This window comes from Microbacterium sp. LWO14-1.2, assembly GCF_038397715.1.
GTDB lineage: Bacteria > Actinomycetota > Actinomycetes > Actinomycetales > Microbacteriaceae > Microbacterium.
In genome coordinates, this window is record NZ_CP151633.1 from 671,687 (window position 1) to 690,559 (window position 18,873).

The 18,873-nt window shown below is 69.2% G+C and carries 22 protein-coding genes; 11 read left to right on the forward strand and 11 right to left on the reverse strand.

Features of this window, described 5'->3' with window-relative positions; all coding sequences use genetic code 11:
- The first annotated feature begins 74 nt into the window (after positions 1-74).
- The 3 genes from MRBLWO14_RS03295 to MRBLWO14_RS03305 all read left to right on the forward strand — a co-directional run bounded on the left by MRBLWO14_RS03295 (position 75) and on the right by MRBLWO14_RS03305 (position 1,436).
- Positions 75-584: a GNAT family N-acetyltransferase gene (locus MRBLWO14_RS03295; protein ID WP_341935044.1), complete on the forward strand. Its 510-nt coding sequence runs from the start codon at positions 75-77 to the stop codon at positions 582-584.
- Between the two features lie 76 nt (positions 585-660).
- Positions 661-960, forward strand: coding sequence for a Fe-S cluster assembly protein HesB (locus MRBLWO14_RS03300; protein ID WP_096715219.1), 300 nt, complete (start codon positions 661-663; stop codon positions 958-960).
- A gap of 131 nt (positions 961-1,091) precedes the next feature.
- Entirely contained in the window at positions 1,092-1,436 is a 345-nt protein-coding gene (locus MRBLWO14_RS03305) for a LysR family transcriptional regulator (RefSeq protein WP_341935045.1), read from the forward strand.
- A gap of 51 nt (positions 1,437-1,487) precedes the next feature.
- Here MRBLWO14_RS03305 and MRBLWO14_RS03310 read toward each other — a convergent pair whose 3' ends face one another.
- The 4 genes from MRBLWO14_RS03310 to MRBLWO14_RS03325 all read right to left on the reverse strand — a co-directional run bounded on the left by MRBLWO14_RS03310 (position 1,488) and on the right by MRBLWO14_RS03325 (position 5,568).
- Positions 1,488-3,152 (reverse strand): ABC-F family ATP-binding cassette domain-containing protein, encoded by a 1,665-nt coding sequence (locus MRBLWO14_RS03310; protein WP_341935046.1) that lies wholly within the window; start codon positions 3,150-3,152, stop codon positions 1,488-1,490.
- Between the two features lie 34 nt (positions 3,153-3,186).
- Positions 3,187-3,435: a DUF4190 domain-containing protein gene (locus tag MRBLWO14_RS03315; protein WP_341935047.1), complete on the reverse strand. Its 249-nt coding sequence runs from the start codon at positions 3,433-3,435 to the stop codon at positions 3,187-3,189.
- A 49-nt stretch (positions 3,436-3,484) separates the two neighbouring features.
- The gene (locus tag MRBLWO14_RS03320; protein ID WP_341935048.1) at positions 3,485-4,045 is read right to left on the reverse strand and encodes an alpha/beta hydrolase; all 561 of its coding nucleotides are present in this window, start codon (positions 4,043-4,045) and stop codon (positions 3,485-3,487) included.
- A 98-nt stretch (positions 4,046-4,143) separates the two neighbouring features.
- Positions 4,144-5,568: a M20/M25/M40 family metallo-hydrolase gene (locus tag MRBLWO14_RS03325; RefSeq protein WP_341935049.1), complete on the reverse strand. Its 1,425-nt coding sequence runs from the start codon at positions 5,566-5,568 to the stop codon at positions 4,144-4,146.
- Positions 5,569-5,770: 202 nt separating this feature from the next.
- Between MRBLWO14_RS03325 and MRBLWO14_RS03330 the strand changes: the two genes are divergently transcribed.
- Together MRBLWO14_RS03330 and MRBLWO14_RS03335 are read left to right on the forward strand one after the other, a co-directional pair.
- Positions 5,771-6,652, forward strand: coding sequence for a manganese catalase family protein (locus MRBLWO14_RS03330; RefSeq protein WP_341935050.1), 882 nt, complete (start codon positions 5,771-5,773; stop codon positions 6,650-6,652).
- Positions 6,653-6,793: 141 nt separating this feature from the next.
- Complete coding sequence (locus tag MRBLWO14_RS03335; RefSeq protein WP_341935051.1) at positions 6,794-7,183, forward strand: CPCC family cysteine-rich protein; 390 nt, start codon at positions 6,794-6,796, stop codon at positions 7,181-7,183.
- A 27-nt stretch (positions 7,184-7,210) separates the two neighbouring features.
- On the opposite strand, the gene ychF is transcribed toward MRBLWO14_RS03335, so the two are convergent.
- Positions 7,211-8,284: a redox-regulated ATPase YchF gene (gene ychF, locus MRBLWO14_RS03340; protein WP_341935052.1), complete on the reverse strand. Its 1,074-nt coding sequence runs from the start codon at positions 8,282-8,284 to the stop codon at positions 7,211-7,213.
- Positions 8,285-8,320: 36 nt separating this feature from the next.
- Entirely contained in the window at positions 8,321-9,061 is a 741-nt protein-coding gene (locus MRBLWO14_RS03345) for a class I SAM-dependent methyltransferase (protein ID WP_341935053.1), read from the reverse strand.
- Positions 9,062-9,120: 59 nt separating this feature from the next.
- Here MRBLWO14_RS03345 and MRBLWO14_RS03350 point away from each other — a divergent pair, with 59 nt between their 5' ends.
- Complete coding sequence (locus MRBLWO14_RS03350) at positions 9,121-9,744, forward strand: exonuclease domain-containing protein (protein ID WP_341935054.1); 624 nt, start codon at positions 9,121-9,123, stop codon at positions 9,742-9,744.
- Between the two features lie 72 nt (positions 9,745-9,816).
- Positions 9,817-11,076 carry a DNA recombination protein RmuC gene (locus tag MRBLWO14_RS03355; RefSeq protein ID WP_341935055.1) on the forward strand — a complete coding sequence of 420 codons (1,260 nt, stop codon included), beginning with the start codon at positions 9,817-9,819 and terminating at the stop codon, positions 11,074-11,076.
- Positions 11,077-11,099: 23 nt separating this feature from the next.
- On the opposite strand, the gene MRBLWO14_RS03360 is transcribed toward MRBLWO14_RS03355, so the two are convergent.
- Complete coding sequence (locus MRBLWO14_RS03360; RefSeq protein WP_341935056.1) at positions 11,100-11,402, reverse strand: hypothetical protein; 303 nt, start codon at positions 11,400-11,402, stop codon at positions 11,100-11,102.
- Positions 11,403-11,560: 158 nt separating this feature from the next.
- The gene (gene glpX / locus MRBLWO14_RS03365; protein ID WP_251585932.1) at positions 11,561-12,547 is read right to left on the reverse strand and encodes a class II fructose-bisphosphatase; all 987 of its coding nucleotides are present in this window, start codon (positions 12,545-12,547) and stop codon (positions 11,561-11,563) included.
- Between the two features lie 182 nt (positions 12,548-12,729).
- Between glpX and fbaA the strand changes: the two genes are divergently transcribed.
- Entirely contained in the window at positions 12,730-13,758 is a 1,029-nt protein-coding gene (gene fbaA / locus MRBLWO14_RS03370; protein ID WP_341935057.1) for a class II fructose-bisphosphate aldolase, read from the forward strand.
- 64 nt (positions 13,759-13,822) lie between these two features.
- On the opposite strand, the gene MRBLWO14_RS03375 is transcribed toward fbaA, so the two are convergent.
- The 3 genes from MRBLWO14_RS03375 to MRBLWO14_RS03385 form a co-directional block, all read right to left on the reverse strand.
- Positions 13,823-14,344 carry a DUF6264 family protein gene (locus MRBLWO14_RS03375; RefSeq protein WP_341935058.1) on the reverse strand — a complete coding sequence of 174 codons (522 nt, stop codon included), beginning with the start codon at positions 14,342-14,344 and terminating at the stop codon, positions 13,823-13,825.
- 254 nt (positions 14,345-14,598) lie between these two features.
- Complete coding sequence (locus tag MRBLWO14_RS03380; RefSeq protein ID WP_341935059.1) at positions 14,599-15,387, reverse strand: IclR family transcriptional regulator; 789 nt, start codon at positions 15,385-15,387, stop codon at positions 14,599-14,601.
- 2 nt (positions 15,388-15,389) lie between these two features.
- Positions 15,390-16,433: a 4-hydroxy-3-methylbut-2-enyl diphosphate reductase gene (locus tag MRBLWO14_RS03385; protein WP_341936151.1), complete on the reverse strand. Its 1,044-nt coding sequence runs from the start codon at positions 16,431-16,433 to the stop codon at positions 15,390-15,392.
- Positions 16,434-16,523: 90 nt separating this feature from the next.
- Between MRBLWO14_RS03385 and xseA the strand changes: the two genes are divergently transcribed.
- From xseA to MRBLWO14_RS03400, 3 genes are all read left to right on the forward strand, one after another.
- Complete coding sequence (gene xseA / locus MRBLWO14_RS03390; protein ID WP_341935060.1) at positions 16,524-17,804, forward strand: exodeoxyribonuclease VII large subunit; 1,281 nt, start codon at positions 16,524-16,526, stop codon at positions 17,802-17,804.
- A gap of 192 nt (positions 17,805-17,996) precedes the next feature.
- Positions 17,997-18,236, forward strand: a complete 240-nt coding sequence (locus tag MRBLWO14_RS03395) for an exodeoxyribonuclease VII small subunit (protein ID WP_341935061.1) — start codon at positions 17,997-17,999, stop codon at positions 18,234-18,236.
- Positions 18,233-18,871, forward strand: a complete 639-nt coding sequence (locus MRBLWO14_RS03400) for a DUF4245 family protein (protein ID WP_341935062.1) — start codon at positions 18,233-18,235, stop codon at positions 18,869-18,871. The genes MRBLWO14_RS03395 and MRBLWO14_RS03400 overlap by 4 nt, the downstream gene beginning before the upstream one ends.
- The last annotated feature ends 2 nt before the right edge of the window (positions 18,872-18,873 follow it).

Genomic DNA, 18,873 nt, shown 5'->3' on the forward strand with positions numbered 1-18,873 from the left:
CGGATGGGCCGCCGGGATCGAGGGGGTTGACACCCGCTCCCCGCACCGCCGATGGTGGCGTGCGGAGGTCACGAATGACAGACACGAACGACCAGATCGAGATCGCGCCGCTCCGCGCCGAGGACGCCGGGGAGGTGATGACTCTGCAGCGCGCCGCGTTCGTCTCGGAAGCACAGATCTACGGCAGCGCCGACATGCCGCCGCTGACGCAGACGCTGGCCGAGGTCGAGGCGGAGCTTCGCTCCGGGTCGGGCCTCGGCGCGCGGGTCGGCGGTCGGCTGGTGGGGGCGATCCGCTTCGCGGAGGACGAGCGGATGCTGTTGATCGGCCGGATCGCGATCGCGCCCGACATGCAGGGAGAGGGCATCGGTCGAACGCTGCTGTCGGCCGCCGAGGAGGCGTCGTCGGCAGAGACCGCCGAGCTGTTCACGGGCAGCCTGAGCGAGGCGAACATCCGCCTGTACGAGGCGTGCGGGTATGTCGAGAGCGCCCGCATCCCGCAGGGCGACGGCACCGACCAGGTGTTCCTGCGCAAAACTCTGCATCCGGTGGGAGAACCCTCCGAACCGGGCGCGTCGGGTTGATCCTGCCCGTGGGGTTCGGCATCGTGGCCCGGACACGTCGCGACCGCCTCGTGTCCGCTACCGGAAGGAGAGTCTCGTGCTCACCCTCACCGACAACGCAACCGCCATCGTGAACACCCTCGTCAGCCGTCAGACCGACGCCGCAGACGCCGGTCTCCGCATCCACTCGACGCCCGATCCCGGCCCCGACGGCGGCGCCCGCCTCGCGGTTCTCGTCGCACCCGATCCGGAGCCGGCCGACCAGGTCGTCGAGGTCTCGGGCACCCGTCTCTTCCTCGACGAGACCGCTGCGGCCGCGCTCGACGACAAGGTGCTCGACGCCGGCGTCGATGACGAGGGCGCGGTGTCTTTCGCCGTGCTCAGCCAGGTCGCCTGACCTCACCGGCTTCATCACGGATGCCGCGGCTCGTCGAGCCGCGGCATCCGCGCGTCCGGGGCGCGGCGCACCCGACGGGCACGTCGCGTAGGTTGGGAGGAGACCGAGCACCGCCGAGGAGGCGAACCCGAATGAAGATCGCGCTGCTGCGCCGTTACGTGGTGCTCGCCGAGACGCTGCACTTCCCCCGGGCGGCCGCACAGCTCGGCATCCCCCTGGCTTCGCTGTACACGTCGCTCGACAAGCTCGAAGCAGAGGTCGGGCACACACTCGTGAACCGTGAGGGCACCCCGCGGCTGACGAACGTCGGCACTCTGTTCCTTGCAGAGGCGCAGGCCGCGGTCGCCGCCGCTCCCCCGCCCGCGCCGAAGACCGTGGCGCCGGCCGGCGGCAAGGCGAAGGCGTCGAAGGGCAAGGGACGCGCGCCGATCGTCAAGGGACAGCCGAAGCCTTACAAGAAGCGTCAGGGCCGCTGAGCGTCAGGGGCGCCGAGCGCCAAGAACGTTGAGCGTCAGGGCCGCTGAGCGTCAGCGCTCGACGACTCGTCCGTCCTCGACCAGCCATCGGCGTGTGGTCTGCACCGCGTCGAGCATGCGCCGATCGTGCGTGACGAGCAGCAGCGTGCCGGTGTAGCTCTCCAGCGCCTGCTCGAGCTGCTCGATCGCGGGCAGGTCGAGGTGGTTGGTGGGCTCGTCGAGCACGAGCAGGTTTACGCCGCGCGCCTGCAGGAGGGCGAGAGCTGCACGGGTGCGTTCGCCCGGAGACAGCTCGTCGACGGAGCGGGTGACGTGGTCGGCCTTGAGCCCGAACTTCGCGAGCAGCGTCCGTACCTCGGCCGACGACATCTCGGGCACCACCGACTCGAAGGCGTCAGCCAGGGCGGCAGGTCCGCGCAGCAGTGACCGCGCCTGGTCGATCTCGCCGATCTGCACGCTGGCGCCCATGCTGGCGGATCCCTCGTTCGGGCTCTGACGGCCGAGCAGCCCGCGCAGCAGTGTCGACTTGCCGGCGCCGTTCGGCCCGGTGATGCCGATGCGATCGCCGGCGTCGACTTGCAGCGAGACGGGCCCCAGCGTGAAGTCGCCCTGGTGGAACACCGCGCCGCTCAGCGTCGAGACGACCGTGCTCGACCGCGGAGCCGACCCGATGGTGAACTCCAGCTGCCACTCCTTGCGCGGCTCCTCCACCTCTTCCAGGCGGGCGATGCGGCTCTCCATCTGACGCACCTTCTGCGCCTGCTTCTCACTGGACTCCATCGACGCCTTGCGCTGCAGCTTGTCATTGTCGGGCGACTTCTTCATCGCGTTGCGCACGCCCTGGCTCGACCACTCCCGCTGGGTGCGGGCGCGGGCGATGAGGTCGGCCTTCTTCTCGGCGAACTCGTCGTACTTCTCCCTCAGGTGCCGCTTCAGCACGGCGCGCTCCTCCAGATACGCGTCGTACCCGCCGCCGTACAGCCGGTGCGTGTGCTGGGCGAGGTCGAGCTCGAGCACGCGGGTGACGCTCCGAGCGAGGAACTCGCGGTCGTGGCTGACGAGCACCACTCCCCCGCGGAGGCCCCGGACGAACGATTCCAGTCGGTCGAGGCCGTCGAGGTCGAGGTCGTTCGTGGGCTCGTCGAGGAACACGATGTCGAAACGTGAGAGCAGGAGCGCGGCCAGTCCCACTCGCGCTGCCTGCCCGCCGGACAGGGCCGTCATGAGTGTGTGCTCGTCGACCCGCCCTCCGCTCGGGAGCCCGAGGTCGGCGAGCACGGGCGGGATCCGTTCGTCGAGGTCGGCGGCACCGCTGGCGAGCCAGCGCTCCAGCGCCGTCGAGTACGTGTCGGCCGGGTCGGCGCCGGCCGGCGCGAGGCTCGGATCTCCGAGCGCCGCGGCCGCGGCATCCATCTCCCTGGTGGCGTCGGCGCACCCTGTGCGGCGAGCGATGTACTCGGCGACCGTCTCACCGGGCACACGCTCGTGCTCCTGGGGCAGCCAGCCGACGAACGCATCGGCCGGCGCGAGCGAGACCGTACCGTCCATGGGTGCATCGACGCCCGCGAGCAGCCTCAGCAGGGTCGACTTGCCCGCACCGTTCGCACCCACGACTCCCACGACATCGCCGGGAGCGACGGTCAGGTCGACCCCCTCGAAGAGGATGCGGTGGCCGTGGCCTCCGGCGAGGTTCTGAGCGACGAGGGTGGCGGTCATCAGACCATCCTCTCAGCCGCCGGACGAGCGACTGTCAGCCGACTGCCTGGAAGAACATCGTGAGCCAGAACACGAGAAACAAGCCGTGAGTGAGCGTGCCCAGCACCCCAATAACCATGGCCCAACGCGCGAGTCCCCGTCCCGTCTCCGAGTTCCGCGGGTCGTCGAGCTGTCGGCGCGCGAAGACGGACAGGATGAGACCGGCGAGCGGCATCACAAACGCGGCGATGAAGGCGATGAGCGCGAGCGTGTTTGTTCGCGGCGCGGTGTCAACGTGGGTCACGAGTTCACCGTAGCGCCCACTGCCCCAGCGCGGCCACGCTCTGAGAGCGTCAGTCCCAGTCGAGGTACTCCTCGATGATCACACCGGTCTCGATCGGGTGATGCATGGGGAAGAGGTGGTCTCCGGCGATGGTCTTGATGCTGGAGCGGTCGGGCACGCTCGCCTGCAGCGCTTCGGCGTTCGCGGGCGGGGTGTCGGTGTCTTCCGTGCCCTGCACGATCAGCACGGGGATCGCCGGTGCGACGGGGATGTCGATGTCCTCCACGCCGAGCAGCAGCAGGCCGTTCGCGCGGTCGGTGTGAGCGGCGACGAGGGCGCGGGCGATCGTGCCGCCGAACCCGTGACCGCCGACCCAGGTGTCGTCGATGCCGACGTGGTCGATCACGGCGACGGCATCCTCGACGCGGTCCTCGAGAGTCGCGTCGCCTGCACGGTGTCCGATGCGCAGCACGTGGAAGCCCGCCTCTTCGGCGAGGTAGTGCGCGGCGACACCCAGCACGTCGGCGGCGAGCCCCTGCTCCTGGATGAGGACCAGCTTGACCGGACCGTCGCCCTCGTCGGCGAACGGGATCGCGCGGCCGTCGGGCTCGAAGATCTGGGTGTCGGTCATGGGCGTGGTTCTCCTCGTGCCGTCTCAGTGGGTGACGAGGGGCTCGCGGCGACGCGCTCGTCCGTCGCCGTCATCCCTCGTCCTCCAGCGTATCCCGCTCACTCGCGCAGAGCGGATCTCCCTCGACGTGCGATCTCCTGCCACAGGTGAGCGATCGTGGCAGCGCCCTGCAGCAGCATCCTCACGTCCACGCTCTCGTCGCTGGCGTGCCAGTGGTCTTCGGGCAGGCCCGTGCCGAGGAACGAGACAGGCGCGTCGAGTTCGCGAGAGAGCAGCTCCGCGGGTCCGCCCCCGGCGTTGCCCATGCGACCACGGACCTCCGTCCCGTACCCCCGCGCGAGGGCGAGTTCGAGAGCGTCGAGCATCGCGCCGCGCGGGGCGGTGTACGGCTCTTGCGCGATGCGCTCGTCGACCGTCAGCTCGTACGCGGCGCCGGTCGGCATCGCCGCGGCGACGTACTCGCGGAGACGGTCGGCGATGTCGTGGTTGCGCTGGTCGGGAACCGTCCGGATGCTGAGCGAGGCCGTCGCCTCCCGCGGGATCACCGAGCGCTCGATGCCCGTCGGATCGCCTGCGAGCAGCGAGATCACCTCGACGGCCGGTCGCACCCAGAGGCGCTCGGGCACCGTGTACCCCGCCTCGCCCGTGACCACGCGCGTCTCGCTGCGCTCAAGCCAGACGTCCTCGTCGAACGGAAGCTCGCCCAGCTCTCGACGCCGGTCAGGTGACACAGCGGCGACGCCGTCATAGAAGCCGGGGATCGCGATCCGATCCGAGTCGTCGTGCATGCCCGCGAGGATGCGCGCCAGGACCAGCGACGGATTCAGGGTGACCCCAGATGCGACCCCGCTGTGCACGTCGCGTTCGGGTCCCATCACGGTCAGCGTGGCTGTCAGGGTGCCGCGCATCGAGGTCACGGGAGCCGGCGCGTCATCGCGCCACTGGATCGTGTCGGAGAAGACGATCGCGTCGCAGCCCAACCGGTCGCGGTGCTCACGCAGCAGTGCTTCGAGGTTCGGCGAGCCGATCTCCTCCTCGCCGTCGATGAGCAGTTTCACGTTCAGAGGCAGCTCGCCGCAGGCGTCGAACGCCCGCAGGCCCCAGACGTGCGCGAGCACCTGCCCCTTCGCGTCGGACGCCCCGCGCCCGTAGAGACGTCCGTCGCGGAGCACGGCGGTGAACGGCTCGGTCTCGCTCCACTCCTCCGGCTTCGCGTGCCGCACGTCGTGATGGCTGTAGACGAGGATCGTCGGCGCCTCGGGGTCGACCAGTCTCTCGCCGAACACCGCGAAGGAATCCCCCGTCGGCAGCAACGTCGTCTCGAGCCCAGCGTCACGCATCTCGCCGGCGATCCAGTGCGCAGATCGCGTCATGTCCATCCGACGGTCGGGATCCGCCGACACGGAGGGGATCATCACCCAGGCGGAGAGCCGATCGACGATGTCGCCTGCGGCATCCTCCAGGTACGAAGCGAACCCGTCGCTGGCCCGGTCGTCTGCCGCGCGCGGTTCCGTGTCGTCCATGCGGCCACCCTGGCCCTCTGCCGTTCCCCGCGCTTCGGGCTTGACGCGGGGCGGCGGACACCGCTACAGGAGCACGGAGAAGCAGTCGACGGGCGGGCGCGCGATTGTCGCAGGGATGGGCGGATCTGGAAACCCCCCTCGTGATCCGGGGTCACGAGCGTTGCATGGCCAGTCCACCGACAGACGATCAGAAAGGCGCACCATGTTCTTCCACCGACAGGAGCTCCAGTTCTCCGCGACACCCGAGGCCCCGGATGCCGTCTACGCGCGAAAGCTGCAGGAGGTGCTCGGCGGACAGTACGGCGAGATCACCGTCGCGCTGCAGTACCAGTTCCAGGCCTGGAACATGCACATCCCCGGCAAGTACCGCGACCTGGTGTTCGGCATCGGCGCCGAGGAGATGGGGCACGTCGAGATGCTCGCCGTCATGATCGCGCAGCTGCTCGAGAAGGCGCCGCTCGGCATCACAGAGGATGCCGTGCAGGATGACCCGACCGTGGCCGCCATCGTCGGCGGGACCGACGTGCAGCAGGGCATCGTCGCAGGCGCCGGGGCGCGCCCGGTCGACAGCAACGGCAACCCGTGGCAGGGCTCGTACATCACGTCGAGCGGCAATCTGCTCGCCGACTTCATGGCCAACGCCAACGCCGAGATGCAGGGCCGAGTGCAGGTCGCCCGGCTGTACCACATGACCGATGACCACGGCATCCGGGACATGCTCGGCTTCCTGCTCGCCCGCGACACGATGCACCAGAACCAGTGGCTCGCCGCGGTCGAGGAGCTCAAGGCGGAGGGAGCCGAGGAACTGCCCGTGCCCAGCAACTTCCCACTGAACAAGGAGCACCGCGAGGTCTCGTACCAGTACCTCAACTTCAGCGACGGAGCGGCGGCCGCCGAGGGGTCCTGGGCGAGCGGGCCGACGCCGGACGGCAAGGGCGAGTTCAGCTACCACGACGGCCCGACGACGACGGCGGTCATGCCGCCGCCCACCCGTCCCGACGCGCGGTTCTACGGCACGACAGACATGCCGAACGTCGTCGAGAAGGTCGCCGGCGCCGCCCAGGACGCGATGAACAAGGAGTGACGCGAAAACGTCGGATGCTCGTGCTCCCTCTCGGTCGGACGCGGATCCGGCCGAGAGGGCATGGGCGCCTCAGTTGCCGAAGCGGAACTCCATCACGCCGCGTCACCGAAAGGCATTTCGCACCACCGATAACCTGAAGCCGTGCCCAACCTGGATGACCGGACCGTCTATCCGTGCCCATGCTGCGGTCATCTCACTCTTGGTCAGCCGCCAGGATCGTACGAACTGTGCCCTGTGTGCTTCTGGGAGGACGATGCCGTCCAACTCCGATGGCCCACATACGCGGGTGGAGCCAATCGCCCCTCCCTCATCGATTCCCAGCGCGCTTATGCGCTGTTCGGAGCAATGGAGGACCGATTCGTCAAGCACGTCCGGCCGGCTTCGGAAGAGGAACAGATGGATGCCGGTTGGCGGCCGATCGACCTCGAGCAGGATGCATTCGAAGCCAAGGGCCACCGCGACGCAGAGTGGCCCGACGACCTCACGACCTTGTACTGGTGGCGTCCGAACTACTGGCGTTCGGCCCGGTAGAAGCCGAGATGCAGGAGCGCGATCCGATCAGTTGTTGAAGCGGAACTCCACGACGTCGCCGTCCTGCATGACGTAGTCCTTGCCCTCGAGGCGGGCCTTGCCCTTGGCGCGGGCCTCGACGACGGAACCGGTCTCGACGAGGTCGTCGAACGAGACGATCTCCGCCTTGATGAAGCCCTTCTCGAAGTCGGTGTGGATGACTCCGGCGGCCTGCGGCGCCTTCGACCCCTTGGGGATCGTCCAGGCACGCGCCTCCTTCGGACCGGCGGTCAGGTACGTCTGCAGGCCGAGCGTGTCGAACCCGGTGCGGGCGAGCTGGTCGAGGCCGGACTCGTCCTGGCCGGTCGAGGCGAGCAGCTCCGCGGCGTCCTCGGGATCGAGGTCCTTGAGCTCCGACTCGATCTTCGCGTCGAGGAAGATCGCCTTCGCGGGAGCGACGAGCGCGGCCAGCTCCTCCTTGCGGGCGGTGTCGGTGAGCACGCCCTCATCGACGTTGAACACGAAGATGACCGGCTTCGAGGTGAGGAGTCCGAGCTCGCGGATTGGACTCAGGTCGAGTCCGCTGGTGGAGAGCAGGACGCCGCGCTCCAGAGCATCCTTCGCGGCCTTCGCCGTCTCGAGCACGACGGGCTCGATCTTCTTGCCCCGAACTTCCTTCTCGTACCGTGTGATCGCCCGGTCGACGGTCTCGAGGTCGGCGAGCATGAGCTCGGCGTTGATGGTCTCCATGTCGGATGCGGGGTTCACGGCCCCGTCGACGTGCACGACCTCGTCATCGGCGAAGCCGCGGACGACCTGCGCGATCGCGTCGGCCTCGCGGATGTTCGCGAGGAACTTGTTGCCCAGGCCTTCGCCCTCGCTCGCACCGCGCACGATGCCGGCGATGTCGACGAACGACACCGCCGCGGGCAGGATGCGCTCGCTGTGGAAGATCTCGGCGAGCTTGTCGAGACGCGGGTCGGGCAGGTTCACCACGCCGACGTTCGGCTCGATCGTCGCGAACGGATAGTTCGCCGCGAGCACGTCGTTCTTGGTCAGGGCGTTGAAGAGGGTGGACTTGCCGACATTGGGCAGGCCGACGATTCCGATAGTGAGAGCCACGGGGTACGAGTCTACCCGCCGGCCGGACCCCGCCCGTCAGCTCTTGCGGCTGCGGAAGGCCCTCGTCACATACGGCAGGTCGATCGTCGCGTCGCCGTCGAGACCAAGCTCGTCGAACAGCGCATCCATATCGTGCCGGATGCGCAGCTTCTCGTCGTCCGACGCGGTGATGATGTAGCTGCGGGAGGCGGCCATCCGGTGCAGCAGCTCCCGCGTGATCGGACGCACCCACTCCCACGACTGCTCCTCGAGCGCCCCCATCGGCGGCGCGACCTCGGGTCCCCCTTCTGCGAGCATGACCTCGGCGTGGCTGCCGTGCATGATCGCGGTGAGGCGGCGCACCCACTCCACGCATTCGTCGCGGATGTTCCAGATCAGTCCGAGCACACCCCCGTCGCGCAGCACACGCCCGATCTCCGCCGAGCCGCGCACCGGATCGACCCAGTGCCACGCCTGGCCGAGCACGACGGCGTCGAGACTGGCGTCCGGGAGGGGCAGCCTCTCGGCGGTTCCGAGGAACGTCGGCACCCCGGGGATCGCTCCGCGCAGCGTGGCGAGCATCTCGGCATCCGGATCCACGGCGACGATCTCGGCATCGGGCGCCTTGGCGAGGACGCGCGTGAGCTTGCCGGTCCCGGCGCCGACATCGGCGATGCGGCGCGAGTCGGCGGGCAGCGGCTCCAGCATCCAGGCCACGGCCTCGAACGGGTAGTCGGGGCGACCGAGCTCGTAGTTGTGCGCCTCGGCACCGAAGGATGTCGACAGTCCATCGCTCATGTCGCCAGCCTACGGCGCGTCCTCCTCGCGGCCCGAGCGCCGCGGGAGAGAGTGGAGTCGTGCCCCTGGACTTCACCGCGATCGACTTCGAGACGGCGAACTCCAGCCCCGCCTCCGCGTGCTCCGTCGGACTCGTGCGCGTCCGCGACGGCCGGGTCGTCGCCACGGCCGGATGGCTGATCCGCCCACCCGTGGGGCACGACGAGTTCCAGGAATGGAACGTGCGGATCCACGGGATCCGTGCGCAGGACGTGGTCTCGGCCGCGTCCTGGATCGATCAGTTCGCTGCGCTGTGCGACTTCGCCCGTTCCGACGTGCTCGTGGCGCACAACGCAGGCTTCGACCTCAACGTCCTCCGGCGAGCATCGGAGGCCACGGGCCTCGACTGCCCTCCCTATCGATCCCTCTGCAGCCTGCAGGTGGCGAGGAAGGTCTACGACCTCGAGTCGTATCGGCTTCCGAAAGCCGCCGAGGCGGCCGGTTTCACCGGTTTCTCCCACCACGACGCCCTCGCGGATGCACTGGCCTGCGCGCACATCGTGATGGATGCCGCGCAGCGCTTGGCCACGCCCGACGTGTTCTCCCTCGCCGAGGCTCTCAGCCTGCGGGTGACGACTCCTCGCGCACCGCAGCCGCGCCCCGCCGAGACGCTCGTCGCCGCGCAGGACCTCGCGGTCGCCTGACGCCTGCTCCTCGGATCGCCCGATCGCCGGGTCGTTCCGGGGAATGTCGGAGGCCGCGGGCACCATGGAGCCATGGCTCCTCTCACGATCGTTCTCCTGCTCGTGGCGCTGCTGCTCGGCGCCGCAGGAGGATGGGTGCTTCGCGCCGGACGCGGCGGTGTCGTCCTCGCGCGCGCCGAGGCCGAGCTCGCCGCCCTGCGTGACGACCGCGACCGGCAGTACGACCTGTATCGCGATGCCGTCGAGCACTCGCGTTCGGCGCAGCGGGCCGAGGCCGAGCGCGTGCAGCAGCAGAACGCCGTTCTCACGGCCCTTGCACCGGTGCGCGAGAGTCTGCGACAGATGCAGACGAAGGTGTCGGCCATGGAGCAGGAGCGCCATGAGCAGTTCGGTTCGCTGGCCGAGCAGTTGCGTCGCGCTCAGGAGTCCGATGAGGCCCTGCGCGCGACGACGGAGTCGCTCGCCGGCGCGCTCCGCTCGACCGCCACGCGCGGCGTCTGGGGCGAGACCCAGCTGCGGCGCGTCGTCGAGGCAGCCGGACTCACGCGGCACGTCGACTTCGACCTGCAGACGACGATCGCCTCCGATCACGGCCAGGGGCGGCCGGACATGGTGATCCGTCTGGCCGGTGGCGCATCGATCCCGGTGGATGCCAAGGTCCCCCTCGATGCTTTCCTCGAAGCGTCCGCGCTCCCGATCGGCGATGCCCACGAGACGCAGCGGCGCGCGCACATGCAGAAGCACGTCAAGGCGGTGCGCGCTCACATCGACGCACTCGCCAAGAAGGCGTACTGGTCGGGCCTCGAGTCGGGCCCCGAGTTCGTGATCTGCTTCCTGCCCAGTGAGTCCCTCTTGTCGGCCGCCGTCGACGAGGACCCGACGCTGCTCGACTACGCCTTCGGCCGCCGCGTCGCGCTCGCCTCGCCGGTGAACCTGTGGGCAGTGCTCAAGACGGTCGCCTACACCTGGACTCAGCAGGAGGTCTCGACCGAGGCACGCGCCCTACTCGCTCTGGGCACGCAGCTGTACGACCGCCTCGGGGTGCTCGCCGGGCATGCCGATGATCTGCGTCGCGCGCTGGAACGCACTGTCGAGAGCTACAACCGCTTCGCCGGCTCACTCGAGAGCCGGGTACTCGTGACCGCGCGTCAGTTCCCCGGCATCGACACGACCGGGCTGGCAGAGTCGCCGAAGGGCGTGACGACGCAGACGCGGCGATTCACAGCGCCGGAGCTGGTCGGCAACGGCGACCCCGTCGACGATTCGCTGTTCGCGGACGTGGGTGAGGTGCGTTCGCGCCTGGAAGGGAGTGGCGACCGGGGCAGGGACTGATTCCCGGGTTCGGGGCGCCCGGGTCAGGCGACGCCGGGGACGCCGCTCATGAGAAGGATGACGAGACCGCTCGTGACCACGAACGCACCGATCATCCACCAGGAGCTGAGCTCGTGGCCCTCGTCACGGCGCTTGCGGAACAGCACGTCCGCTCGACGCGCAGGATCGGTGACGACCGGTGACGGCGCTCCGGGAGGCGTTGCCGCAGGGGCGGCGGCTCCCGGTGCCGAGATCTCGTCGACGTTCACACGCAGGATGCGACCTGTGTTGGTGGTGACGATCTTCGTCCGCGCGGCCTGAGAACCACGCGTCTGCTGCGTTGCCATCTGTTCGCCCTCCTGTGCCTGCGGTGCCTGGCGGCTCCGTCGACGGCGACAAACCCAGGGTCAATTGTGACACGACCCTGCAGGAAAGCTCGGCGCCGGGTCGCCGTGAGGGCATACCGGCTCGGTAACGATGCCGCGACGACGCGGCGGCGATCAGGTCAGAGCCACTTCGAGACGAGGTGCTCCGAAGCGATCCGGCGGAGCGTCCCCGAGGCCCCGCGCAGCACGACGCTCTCGGTGTAGATGTACCCGTGCTCGCGTCGAACACCCGCGACGAGCTGGCCGTCGGTGACGCCCGTCGCCACGAAGATCGTGTTGTCCCCGCGCACGAGATCGTCGGCCTCGTACACCTTGTCCATGTCGAGACCGGCGTCGATTCCGCGCTGGCGCTCGTCGTCGTCGCGGGGCCACAGACGGCCCTGGATGTGCCCGCCGAGAGCCTTGATCGCACAGGCCGTGACGATGCCCTCCGGGCTGCCTCCGACGCCGACGCACATGTCGGTCCGCGCGGCGTGTCGCGCGGCGTTGATACCGCCGGCCACATCGCCGTCGCTCATCAGGCGGGTGCCGGCTCCGGCATCCCTGATCTCCTGGATGAGCTTCTCGTGGCGGGGCCGGTTCAGCACCGAGACCACGATCTCATCCACCGGCTTGCCCAGCGCCCCGGCGAGCTTGCGGATGTTCTCGCCGATCGGAAGGCGGATGTCGACGACGCCCACACCCGCCGGGCCCGTGACCAGCTTGTCCATGTAGAAGACGCTCGAGGCGTCGAGCATCGAGCCCCGGTCCGAGACCGCGATCACCGAGAGCGCGTTCTGACGTCCGGCGGCGGTCAGCGAGGTCCCGTCGATCGGGTCGACGGCGATGTCGCACTCGGGACCCGTGCCGGTGCCGACGACCTCGCCGTTGAACAGCATCGGGGCGTTGTCCTTCTCCCCCTCGCCGATCACGACCCGGCCCTGGAACGCGACCGTTCCGAGGAACGCGCGCATCGCGTCGACCGCCGCGCCGTCCGCCGCCTCCTTGGCGCCGCGCCCGATGAAGGGAACGGCTCGGATGGCCGCCGCCTCTGTCGCACGCACCAGCTCCATTGCGAGGTTTCGGTCAGGACGCAGGGGGCTCAGATCGGCCGTCAGACTCACCATGCGGTCAGCCTAGCCACGGAACACGGTTCACACCGCCGTTTTCGCCCCTCGGCGACCGAAGGAATCGTAGTTCTTAACACCATGGCAGGGAGCGCCCGTGGACGGGGTTCCCTCGACGGCATCCGGACACCGACCCCGATAGAGTGACAGCTGTCCCGGCTTCACCTATCGCAGGAGTTCTCATGCCCGTCGCCACCCCGGATCAGTACGCCGAAATGCTCGACCGCGCGAAGGCCGGCGGCTTCGCGTATCCCGCCTTCAACGTCTCCAGCTCGCAGACGATCAACTCCGTCCTGCAGGGCCTGACCGAGGCCGGCTCCGACGGCATCATCCAGGTCACCACGGGTGGCGCCGACTACTTCGCCGGCCACACCGTCAAGGCTCGCGCGACCGGCGCCCTCGCCTTCGCGCGCTACGCGACCGAGGTCGCCAAGAACTATCCGGTCACCGTGGCGCTGCACACCGACCACTGCCCGAAGGACGCCCTCGCCGGCTTCGTCGAGCCGCTCATCGCGGCATCCGAGGAAGAGGTCAAGGCCGGCCGCAACCCGATCTTCCAGTCGCACATGTGGGACGGCTCCGCCGTGCCGCTCGCAGAGAACATCGAGATCGCGAAGGACCTGCTCCCCCGCATGAAGGCGATCAACGCGATCCTCGAGGTCGAGATCGGCGTCGTCGGCGGCGAGGAGGACGGCGTCGCGCACGAGGGCTCCAACGAGGCGCTCTACACGACCTTCGCCGACGTCGACCAGGCCGTGCAGGCTCTCGGACTCGGCGAGCAGGGCCGCTACATCGCGGCGCTCACGTTCGGAAACGTCCACGGCGTGTACAAGCCGGGTGGCGTGAAGCTGCGCCCGGAGCTCCTGGGCGAGATCCAGGAGCAGGTCGCCGCGAAGTACGGCACGGGCCCGAAGCCGCTCGACCTCGTCTTCCACGGCGGCTCCGGCTCGACCGACGACGAGATCGCCCTCGCGGTCGCCAACGGCGTCATCAAGATGAACATCGACACCGACACGCAGTACGCGTACACGCGTGCGATCGCCGACTACATGTTCAAGAACTACGACGGCGTCCTGAAGGTCGACGGCGAGGTCGGCAACAAGAAGCAGTACGACCCTCGGGCGTGGGGCAAGATCGCCGAGACCGCGATGGCGGCCCGCGTGGTCGAGTCGACCCGTCAGCTCGGCTCGTACGGGCAGTCGCAGAGCTGACCCACCGCTGACAGACGGATGCCCCGGCCGACTCGGCCGGGGCATCCGTGCGTCCAGGGCTGGATCAGCGAGCGGTGGTGCTCATGATGTAGTCCACGAATGCGGGATCGCCCATCATCGGGATCGCCGCGCAGATCGACGTGAGCAGCAGCGTGATCGCCGCTCCGACGATGGGAACCCACCAGCTGAGGCGCCTGCTGCGCAACCGGCGGAGCGAGACGGCCACGGTCACAGACCATCCGACGACGAGCACGATCGCCGCGATGGTGCCCCACACACGCCCCTGCGCGATGTTGGTGAACTCGCCGTCGACGCCGACGATCTTCATCACCTCGTTCATCGCGGTCGGGAAGTCGAGGTAGGAGATCGCGGTCAGCACGACGTTGATGAGGCCGTACGCGAGCAACGCGATCGTGACGAACCGGTCGACGGGGTTCGTCCGCCGAACAGGCAGCTCCGCCTCGACCGCAGCCGGAGGGGCGGCGACGGCGGCATCCGGCATCTGGTCGAGCGGAGGCAGGCCCGCCGCTCTGCGCTGCTCCTCGGGAGTGGCGAGCTCCCCGTACTGCGGCCGCTGGTCGGTCATCCCGTCATGCTATCCGGGCCGCCTCGGAACGACTCCCAGCGGAAGTCCCCGGACACGATGACGGCCCCGGAGGCTTGGGGAATCCTCGGGGCCGCGGACGGCGGATGCTGGGGACACCTGCCGTCCTGGTGGTAGATGGAACGCTGGGGACGTTCTCACACCAGTAGCCTCGTTTGCACAGACGGCTACACCTTGATGATAGGAGTGGCCCGGGGTGATCCACCAGGGCTATTTCTTCAGATAGTGAAACAACGTCAGATCGAGAAGTCGAGAACGCTCTCGCTGTCGGACAGGACCTCGGTCCCCAGCTGCAGGGACAGCCGCCGCGCCGTCTGCTGCATCCTCATCACGAGCCTCCGGTCGACGACGTGCTCGGACGGCAGGGAGATCGCGAGCGAAGCCATCACGTTCGGTGCGATCACCGGCACGGCCACGCAGGTGTTGCCGATCGCGTACTCCTCCTCGTCGACGGCGAAGCCCGGGGAGTGCTCGAGCTGGGTGAGCAGGGTGCGACGATCGCTGATCGTGCGCGGGGTCAGCTCCTCGAGACGGTGCCGAGAGAGATAGTCGAGCCGCTCATCGTCGGAGAGATCGGCGAGGATCTGCTTTCCGAGCGCGGTCGCGTGCGCGCTGGCGTCGAGGCCGACCCAGAGCTCGATGCGCGGATTCCGCACCGCATCCACGATGTCGACGAGGTGCATCTCGCCGTCGTGGTACCGGGACAGGTAGGCCGTCGCGCCGACCTCGTCGGTGACCGTGCGGAGTGCCGCCCGTACGCGTGCCAGGAAGACTCCACGAGCGTCGGTCTCCGACTGGAAGGCCGGGAAGCGCGTCCCGAGCACCAGCCCGTCGGGCTCGCTCGTCAGATATCCCTCGTGGATCAGGGTGCGCACGAGGTTGTAGGTCGTGCCGGTGGTGAGCCCGGTGACGGCGGAGAGCGTCTTCACCGGCATCGGCCGAGGCGAGTTGGCGACGATGTCGACCAGACGCAGCGCGCGCTGCACCGACCCGATGAGGGTCGGCTCCGCCTCGGGGGCGTTCACCGCTATGCGCCTCCGCCGGACGCGCGACCTCCCAGAGCCCGCGAGTCGCGCTGACCCGAGGCATCCTGTCGCAGTTCCTTGGGCAGCGAGAACATGAGGTCCTCCTCCGCCGTCTTCACCTCTTCGACGTCGCGGTAGCCTGCGCCGTCGAGGGCGTCCAGCACCTCGCGCACGAGCACCTCGGGCACCGAGGCCCCGCTGGTCACGCCCACGGTGGCGACGCCGTCGAGCCACTCCTGCTTGACCTCTTCCGCGTAGTCCACGCGGTAGGCGGCCTTGGCGCCGTACTCGAGGGCCACCTCGACGAGGCGCACGCTGTTCGACGAGTTCGCCGATCCGACCACGATCACGAGATCCGCGTCCTTCGCGACCTTCTTGATCGCCACCTGACGGTTCTGGGTCGCGTAGCAGATGTCGTCGGACGGCGGATTGTGCAGTTCGGGGAAGCGCGTGCGCAGGCGGTTGACGGTCTCCATGGTCTCGTCGACCGACAGCGTGGTCTGCGAGAGCCAGACGACCTTCGACGGGTCCTTGACCTCGACCGTGTCCGCCTCCTCCGGGGAGTTCACCACGGTCACGTGATCGGGGGCCTCGCCCGCCGTGCCCTCGACCTCTTCGTGGCCGTCGTGACCGATGAGCAGGATCTCGAAGTCGTCGCGCGCGAAGCGCACGGCCTCGCGGTGCACCTTCGTGACGAGGGGGCAGGTCGCGTCGATCGCGTGCAGACCTCGATCGGATGCCGCGTTCACGACCGCGGGCGACACTCCGTGTGCACTGAAGACGACGTGCGCTCCCTCGGGGACCTCGTCGACCTCCTCCACGAAGATCGCGCCCTTCTCCTCGAGCTCGGTGACGACGTGGATGTTGTGCACGATCTGCTTGCGCACGTAGACGGGCGAGCCGTAGCGCTCCAGGGCCTTCTCGACCGCGACCACTGCGCGATCGACGCCGGCGCAGTATCCGCGCGGAGCGGCGAGCAGAACACGCTTCTGTCCGACCACCGGGTTATCCTGAAGCCGACCTGCCGCCGCACGTACTCGTGGGATGCGGGGAGTCGGGAGATGAACGGCAGTCGAAGTCACCCTTCGATTCTACCGTCGGCTGGCTGAGCAGGACCGGGAAGGTGCACTGAGCGGATGACAGTCTTCGAAGCGTCGACGCGTCCCGGCGAGACGCCCCCCGCCGACGCCGTCGCGCCGCGCGACTCGTCGGCGTCGGCACCCACCTCGGTGGCGCGGCTGAACGCCACGATCCGCGACTTCGTCGCCCGCTGGAACACCGTGTGGGTCGAGGGCGAGATCACCTCGTGGAACATCCGCGCCGGCAACATCTTCGCCCGTCTGAAGGACACCCGTTCGGATGCGCAGATCTCGATCCGTATCTGGTCGAGCGTGCGTCCGCGCATCCCGAACGACCTCGGCGTCGGCGATCACGTGGTCGCCGCCGTCAAGGCCGACTACTTCGTGAAGTCCGGTGACTTCAGCTTCGCGGTGTCGGCCATGAAGCACGTCGGGCTGGGCGACCAGCTCGAGCGTCTGGAACGCCTCCGTGCGCAGCTGCGCCAGGAGGGCCTGTTCGACCCGTCGCGCAAGAAGCGCCTCCCCTTCCTCCCGCACGTGATCGGCCTCATCACCGGCGAGCGATCGGATGCCGAGAAGGACGTGCACCGCAACGCGGAGCTCCGGTGGCCGCAGGTGCGATTCCGCACCGAGTACGCGGCTGTCCAGGGCGACCGGTGCGTACCCGACACCCTCGCCGCTCTCGCCCGCCTCGACGCCGACCCCGACGTCGATGTGATCGTCATCGCGCGGGGCGGCGGCGATCCCCAGACCCTGCTCGGGTTCAGCGACGAGCGCCTGGTGCGTGCTGTCGCAGCAGCATCCACCCCCGTGGTGAGCGCGATCGGCCACGAGAACGACCACCCCCTGCTCGACGACGTCGCCGACCTGCGCGCATCGACACCGACCGATGCCGCGAAGCGCGTCGTGCCGGACGTCAGCGAGCAGCGGGCGCTGATCGCCCAGCTGCGCTCGCGTGCCACGTCGCGTCTCACGCAGCGCGTCACGCACGACATCGCGCAGCTCGAGCAGCTGCGCTCGCGGCCGGCTCTGCGCTCCCCCGACCCGATCATCGACTCACGGTCGCAGGAGGTATGGCTCATGCTCTCCCGGGGCCGCGACAGCATCACCCGGCAGCTCGACGCCGCGGGGAGGAAGACGAGCGAGCTGCGAGCCTCGCTGCGCGCGCTCTCCCCCGCCGCGACGCTCGCCCGCGGCTACGCGATCGCACACCTCGACGGCGGTGTGATCCTTCGTGACGCCGCCGACGCACCGGCGGGCAGCGCCCTGACGATCACGGTCGACCGGGGGTCGATCTCGGCGCGCTCCGAGGGCGAGATCGCCGAGAGCGACGACTGAGCGGATCCCGACGCGGAACGCGACGTGTGAGACGCGAGGCGAGCTGTCTTGCCACCGTGCGACGCCGTCGGAGTACGGCGGTCCTTCCGCTGGCTTCCGCTGGCCGCACGCTGGCCGCACGGTGGCTGTGCGGCGGCTCTGCGCGGCGGCTCTCCGCGTGAGCGCTCGGCGCGCACCGCGTAGGATGGAGGCGTGAGTGCGCTGAACGACACCCCTGTGGACACGCTGTCGTTCGAGGCCGCGCGTGACGAGCTCGTGAAGGTGGTGGCGGAGCTCGAACAGGGCGCGCCGACCCTCGAGCAGTCACTCGCCCTCTGGGAGCGCGGAGAGGCGCTCGCTGCCCGGTGCGAGGAGTGGCTCCTCGGCGCGAAGCGCCGCCTGGACGCCGCACGGGCCGCAGCATCCGACTCCCCCGACGGAGCGGAGTCATGAGCAGACGAGCCCCGATCGTCGCCGAGCTCGGCCGCCCCGAAACGCCAGAGGAGACCGCGGTCCGCAAGGCCGAGTTCAGCAAGGCGTACCGGTCGAGTCAGACGGTCCGCGGACTCATCGCCGCACTGCTCGCCACCCTGGCGATCGTCGTCGTCATCGTGCTGGCCGTGCCCCGCGGCGAGCCGGCCACCGAGCGCACAGTCGACATGGTCGGCATCGCCGCCGACGTCGAGTCCTCCGTCGGCAGCCCCGTCATCGTCCCCGAGCTCGGTGATTTCTGGCGTGTGAACGCCGCCGGCCTCACGAGCGGCGCGACCCCCGTGTGGGATGTCACGCTCGCCCCCGCATCGCAGAACGAGCGCGGTTTCATCAAGCTCGCCCAGGCCTTCGGCGTCGACTCCTCCTGGGCCCCGCAGCGGCTGAACGGCATCGCCCCGACCGACGCCACCGACATCGGCGGACTGGAGTGGGACGTGTACTCGCTCGGTGATGCGGGCGCCAAGCAGAACGTGACCTACGCCATCGGCACGCAGGCCGGCGACGACTACGTGCTCCTGTACGGCTCGCGCTCGGCCGAATCGACCGCCGACCTCGCCGAAACCCTCGTCCCCCAGATCCGCGATCTCTCGGAGTAGCC

Coding starts and splice junctions, on each gene's coding strand:
- MRBLWO14_RS03400 (WP_341935062.1), top strand. CDS start 18,233: ATGAGCAGACGAGCCCCGATCGTCGCCGAGCTCGGCCGCCCCGAAACG.
- MRBLWO14_RS03325 (WP_341935049.1), bottom strand. CDS start 5,568: ATGGACGACACGGAACCGCGCGCGGCAGACGACCGGGCCAGCGACGGG.
- MRBLWO14_RS03360 (WP_341935056.1), bottom strand. CDS start 11,402: ATGGCAACGCAGCAGACGCGTGGTTCTCAGGCCGCGCGGACGAAGATC.
- glpX (WP_251585932.1), bottom strand. CDS start 12,547: ATGGTGAGTCTGACGGCCGATCTGAGCCCCCTGCGTCCTGACCGAAAC.
- MRBLWO14_RS03355 (WP_341935055.1), top strand. CDS start 9,817: ATGGCTCCTCTCACGATCGTTCTCCTGCTCGTGGCGCTGCTGCTCGGC.
- MRBLWO14_RS03345 (WP_341935053.1), bottom strand. CDS start 9,061: ATGAGCGATGGACTGTCGACATCCTTCGGTGCCGAGGCGCACAACTAC.
- MRBLWO14_RS03310 (WP_341935046.1), bottom strand. CDS start 3,152: ATGACCGCCACCCTCGTCGCTCAGAACCTCGCCGGAGGCCACGGCCAC.
- MRBLWO14_RS03305 (WP_341935045.1), top strand. CDS start 1,092: ATGAAGATCGCGCTGCTGCGCCGTTACGTGGTGCTCGCCGAGACGCTG.
- xseA (WP_341935060.1), top strand. CDS start 16,524: ATGACAGTCTTCGAAGCGTCGACGCGTCCCGGCGAGACGCCCCCCGCC.
- fbaA (WP_341935057.1), top strand. CDS start 12,730: ATGCCCGTCGCCACCCCGGATCAGTACGCCGAAATGCTCGACCGCGCG.
- MRBLWO14_RS03375 (WP_341935058.1), bottom strand. CDS start 14,344: ATGACCGACCAGCGGCCGCAGTACGGGGAGCTCGCCACTCCCGAGGAG.
- MRBLWO14_RS03320 (WP_341935048.1), bottom strand. CDS start 4,045: ATGACCGACACCCAGATCTTCGAGCCCGACGGCCGCGCGATCCCGTTC.
- MRBLWO14_RS03295 (WP_341935044.1), top strand. CDS start 75: ATGACAGACACGAACGACCAGATCGAGATCGCGCCGCTCCGCGCCGAG.
- MRBLWO14_RS03330 (WP_341935050.1), top strand. CDS start 5,771: ATGTTCTTCCACCGACAGGAGCTCCAGTTCTCCGCGACACCCGAGGCC.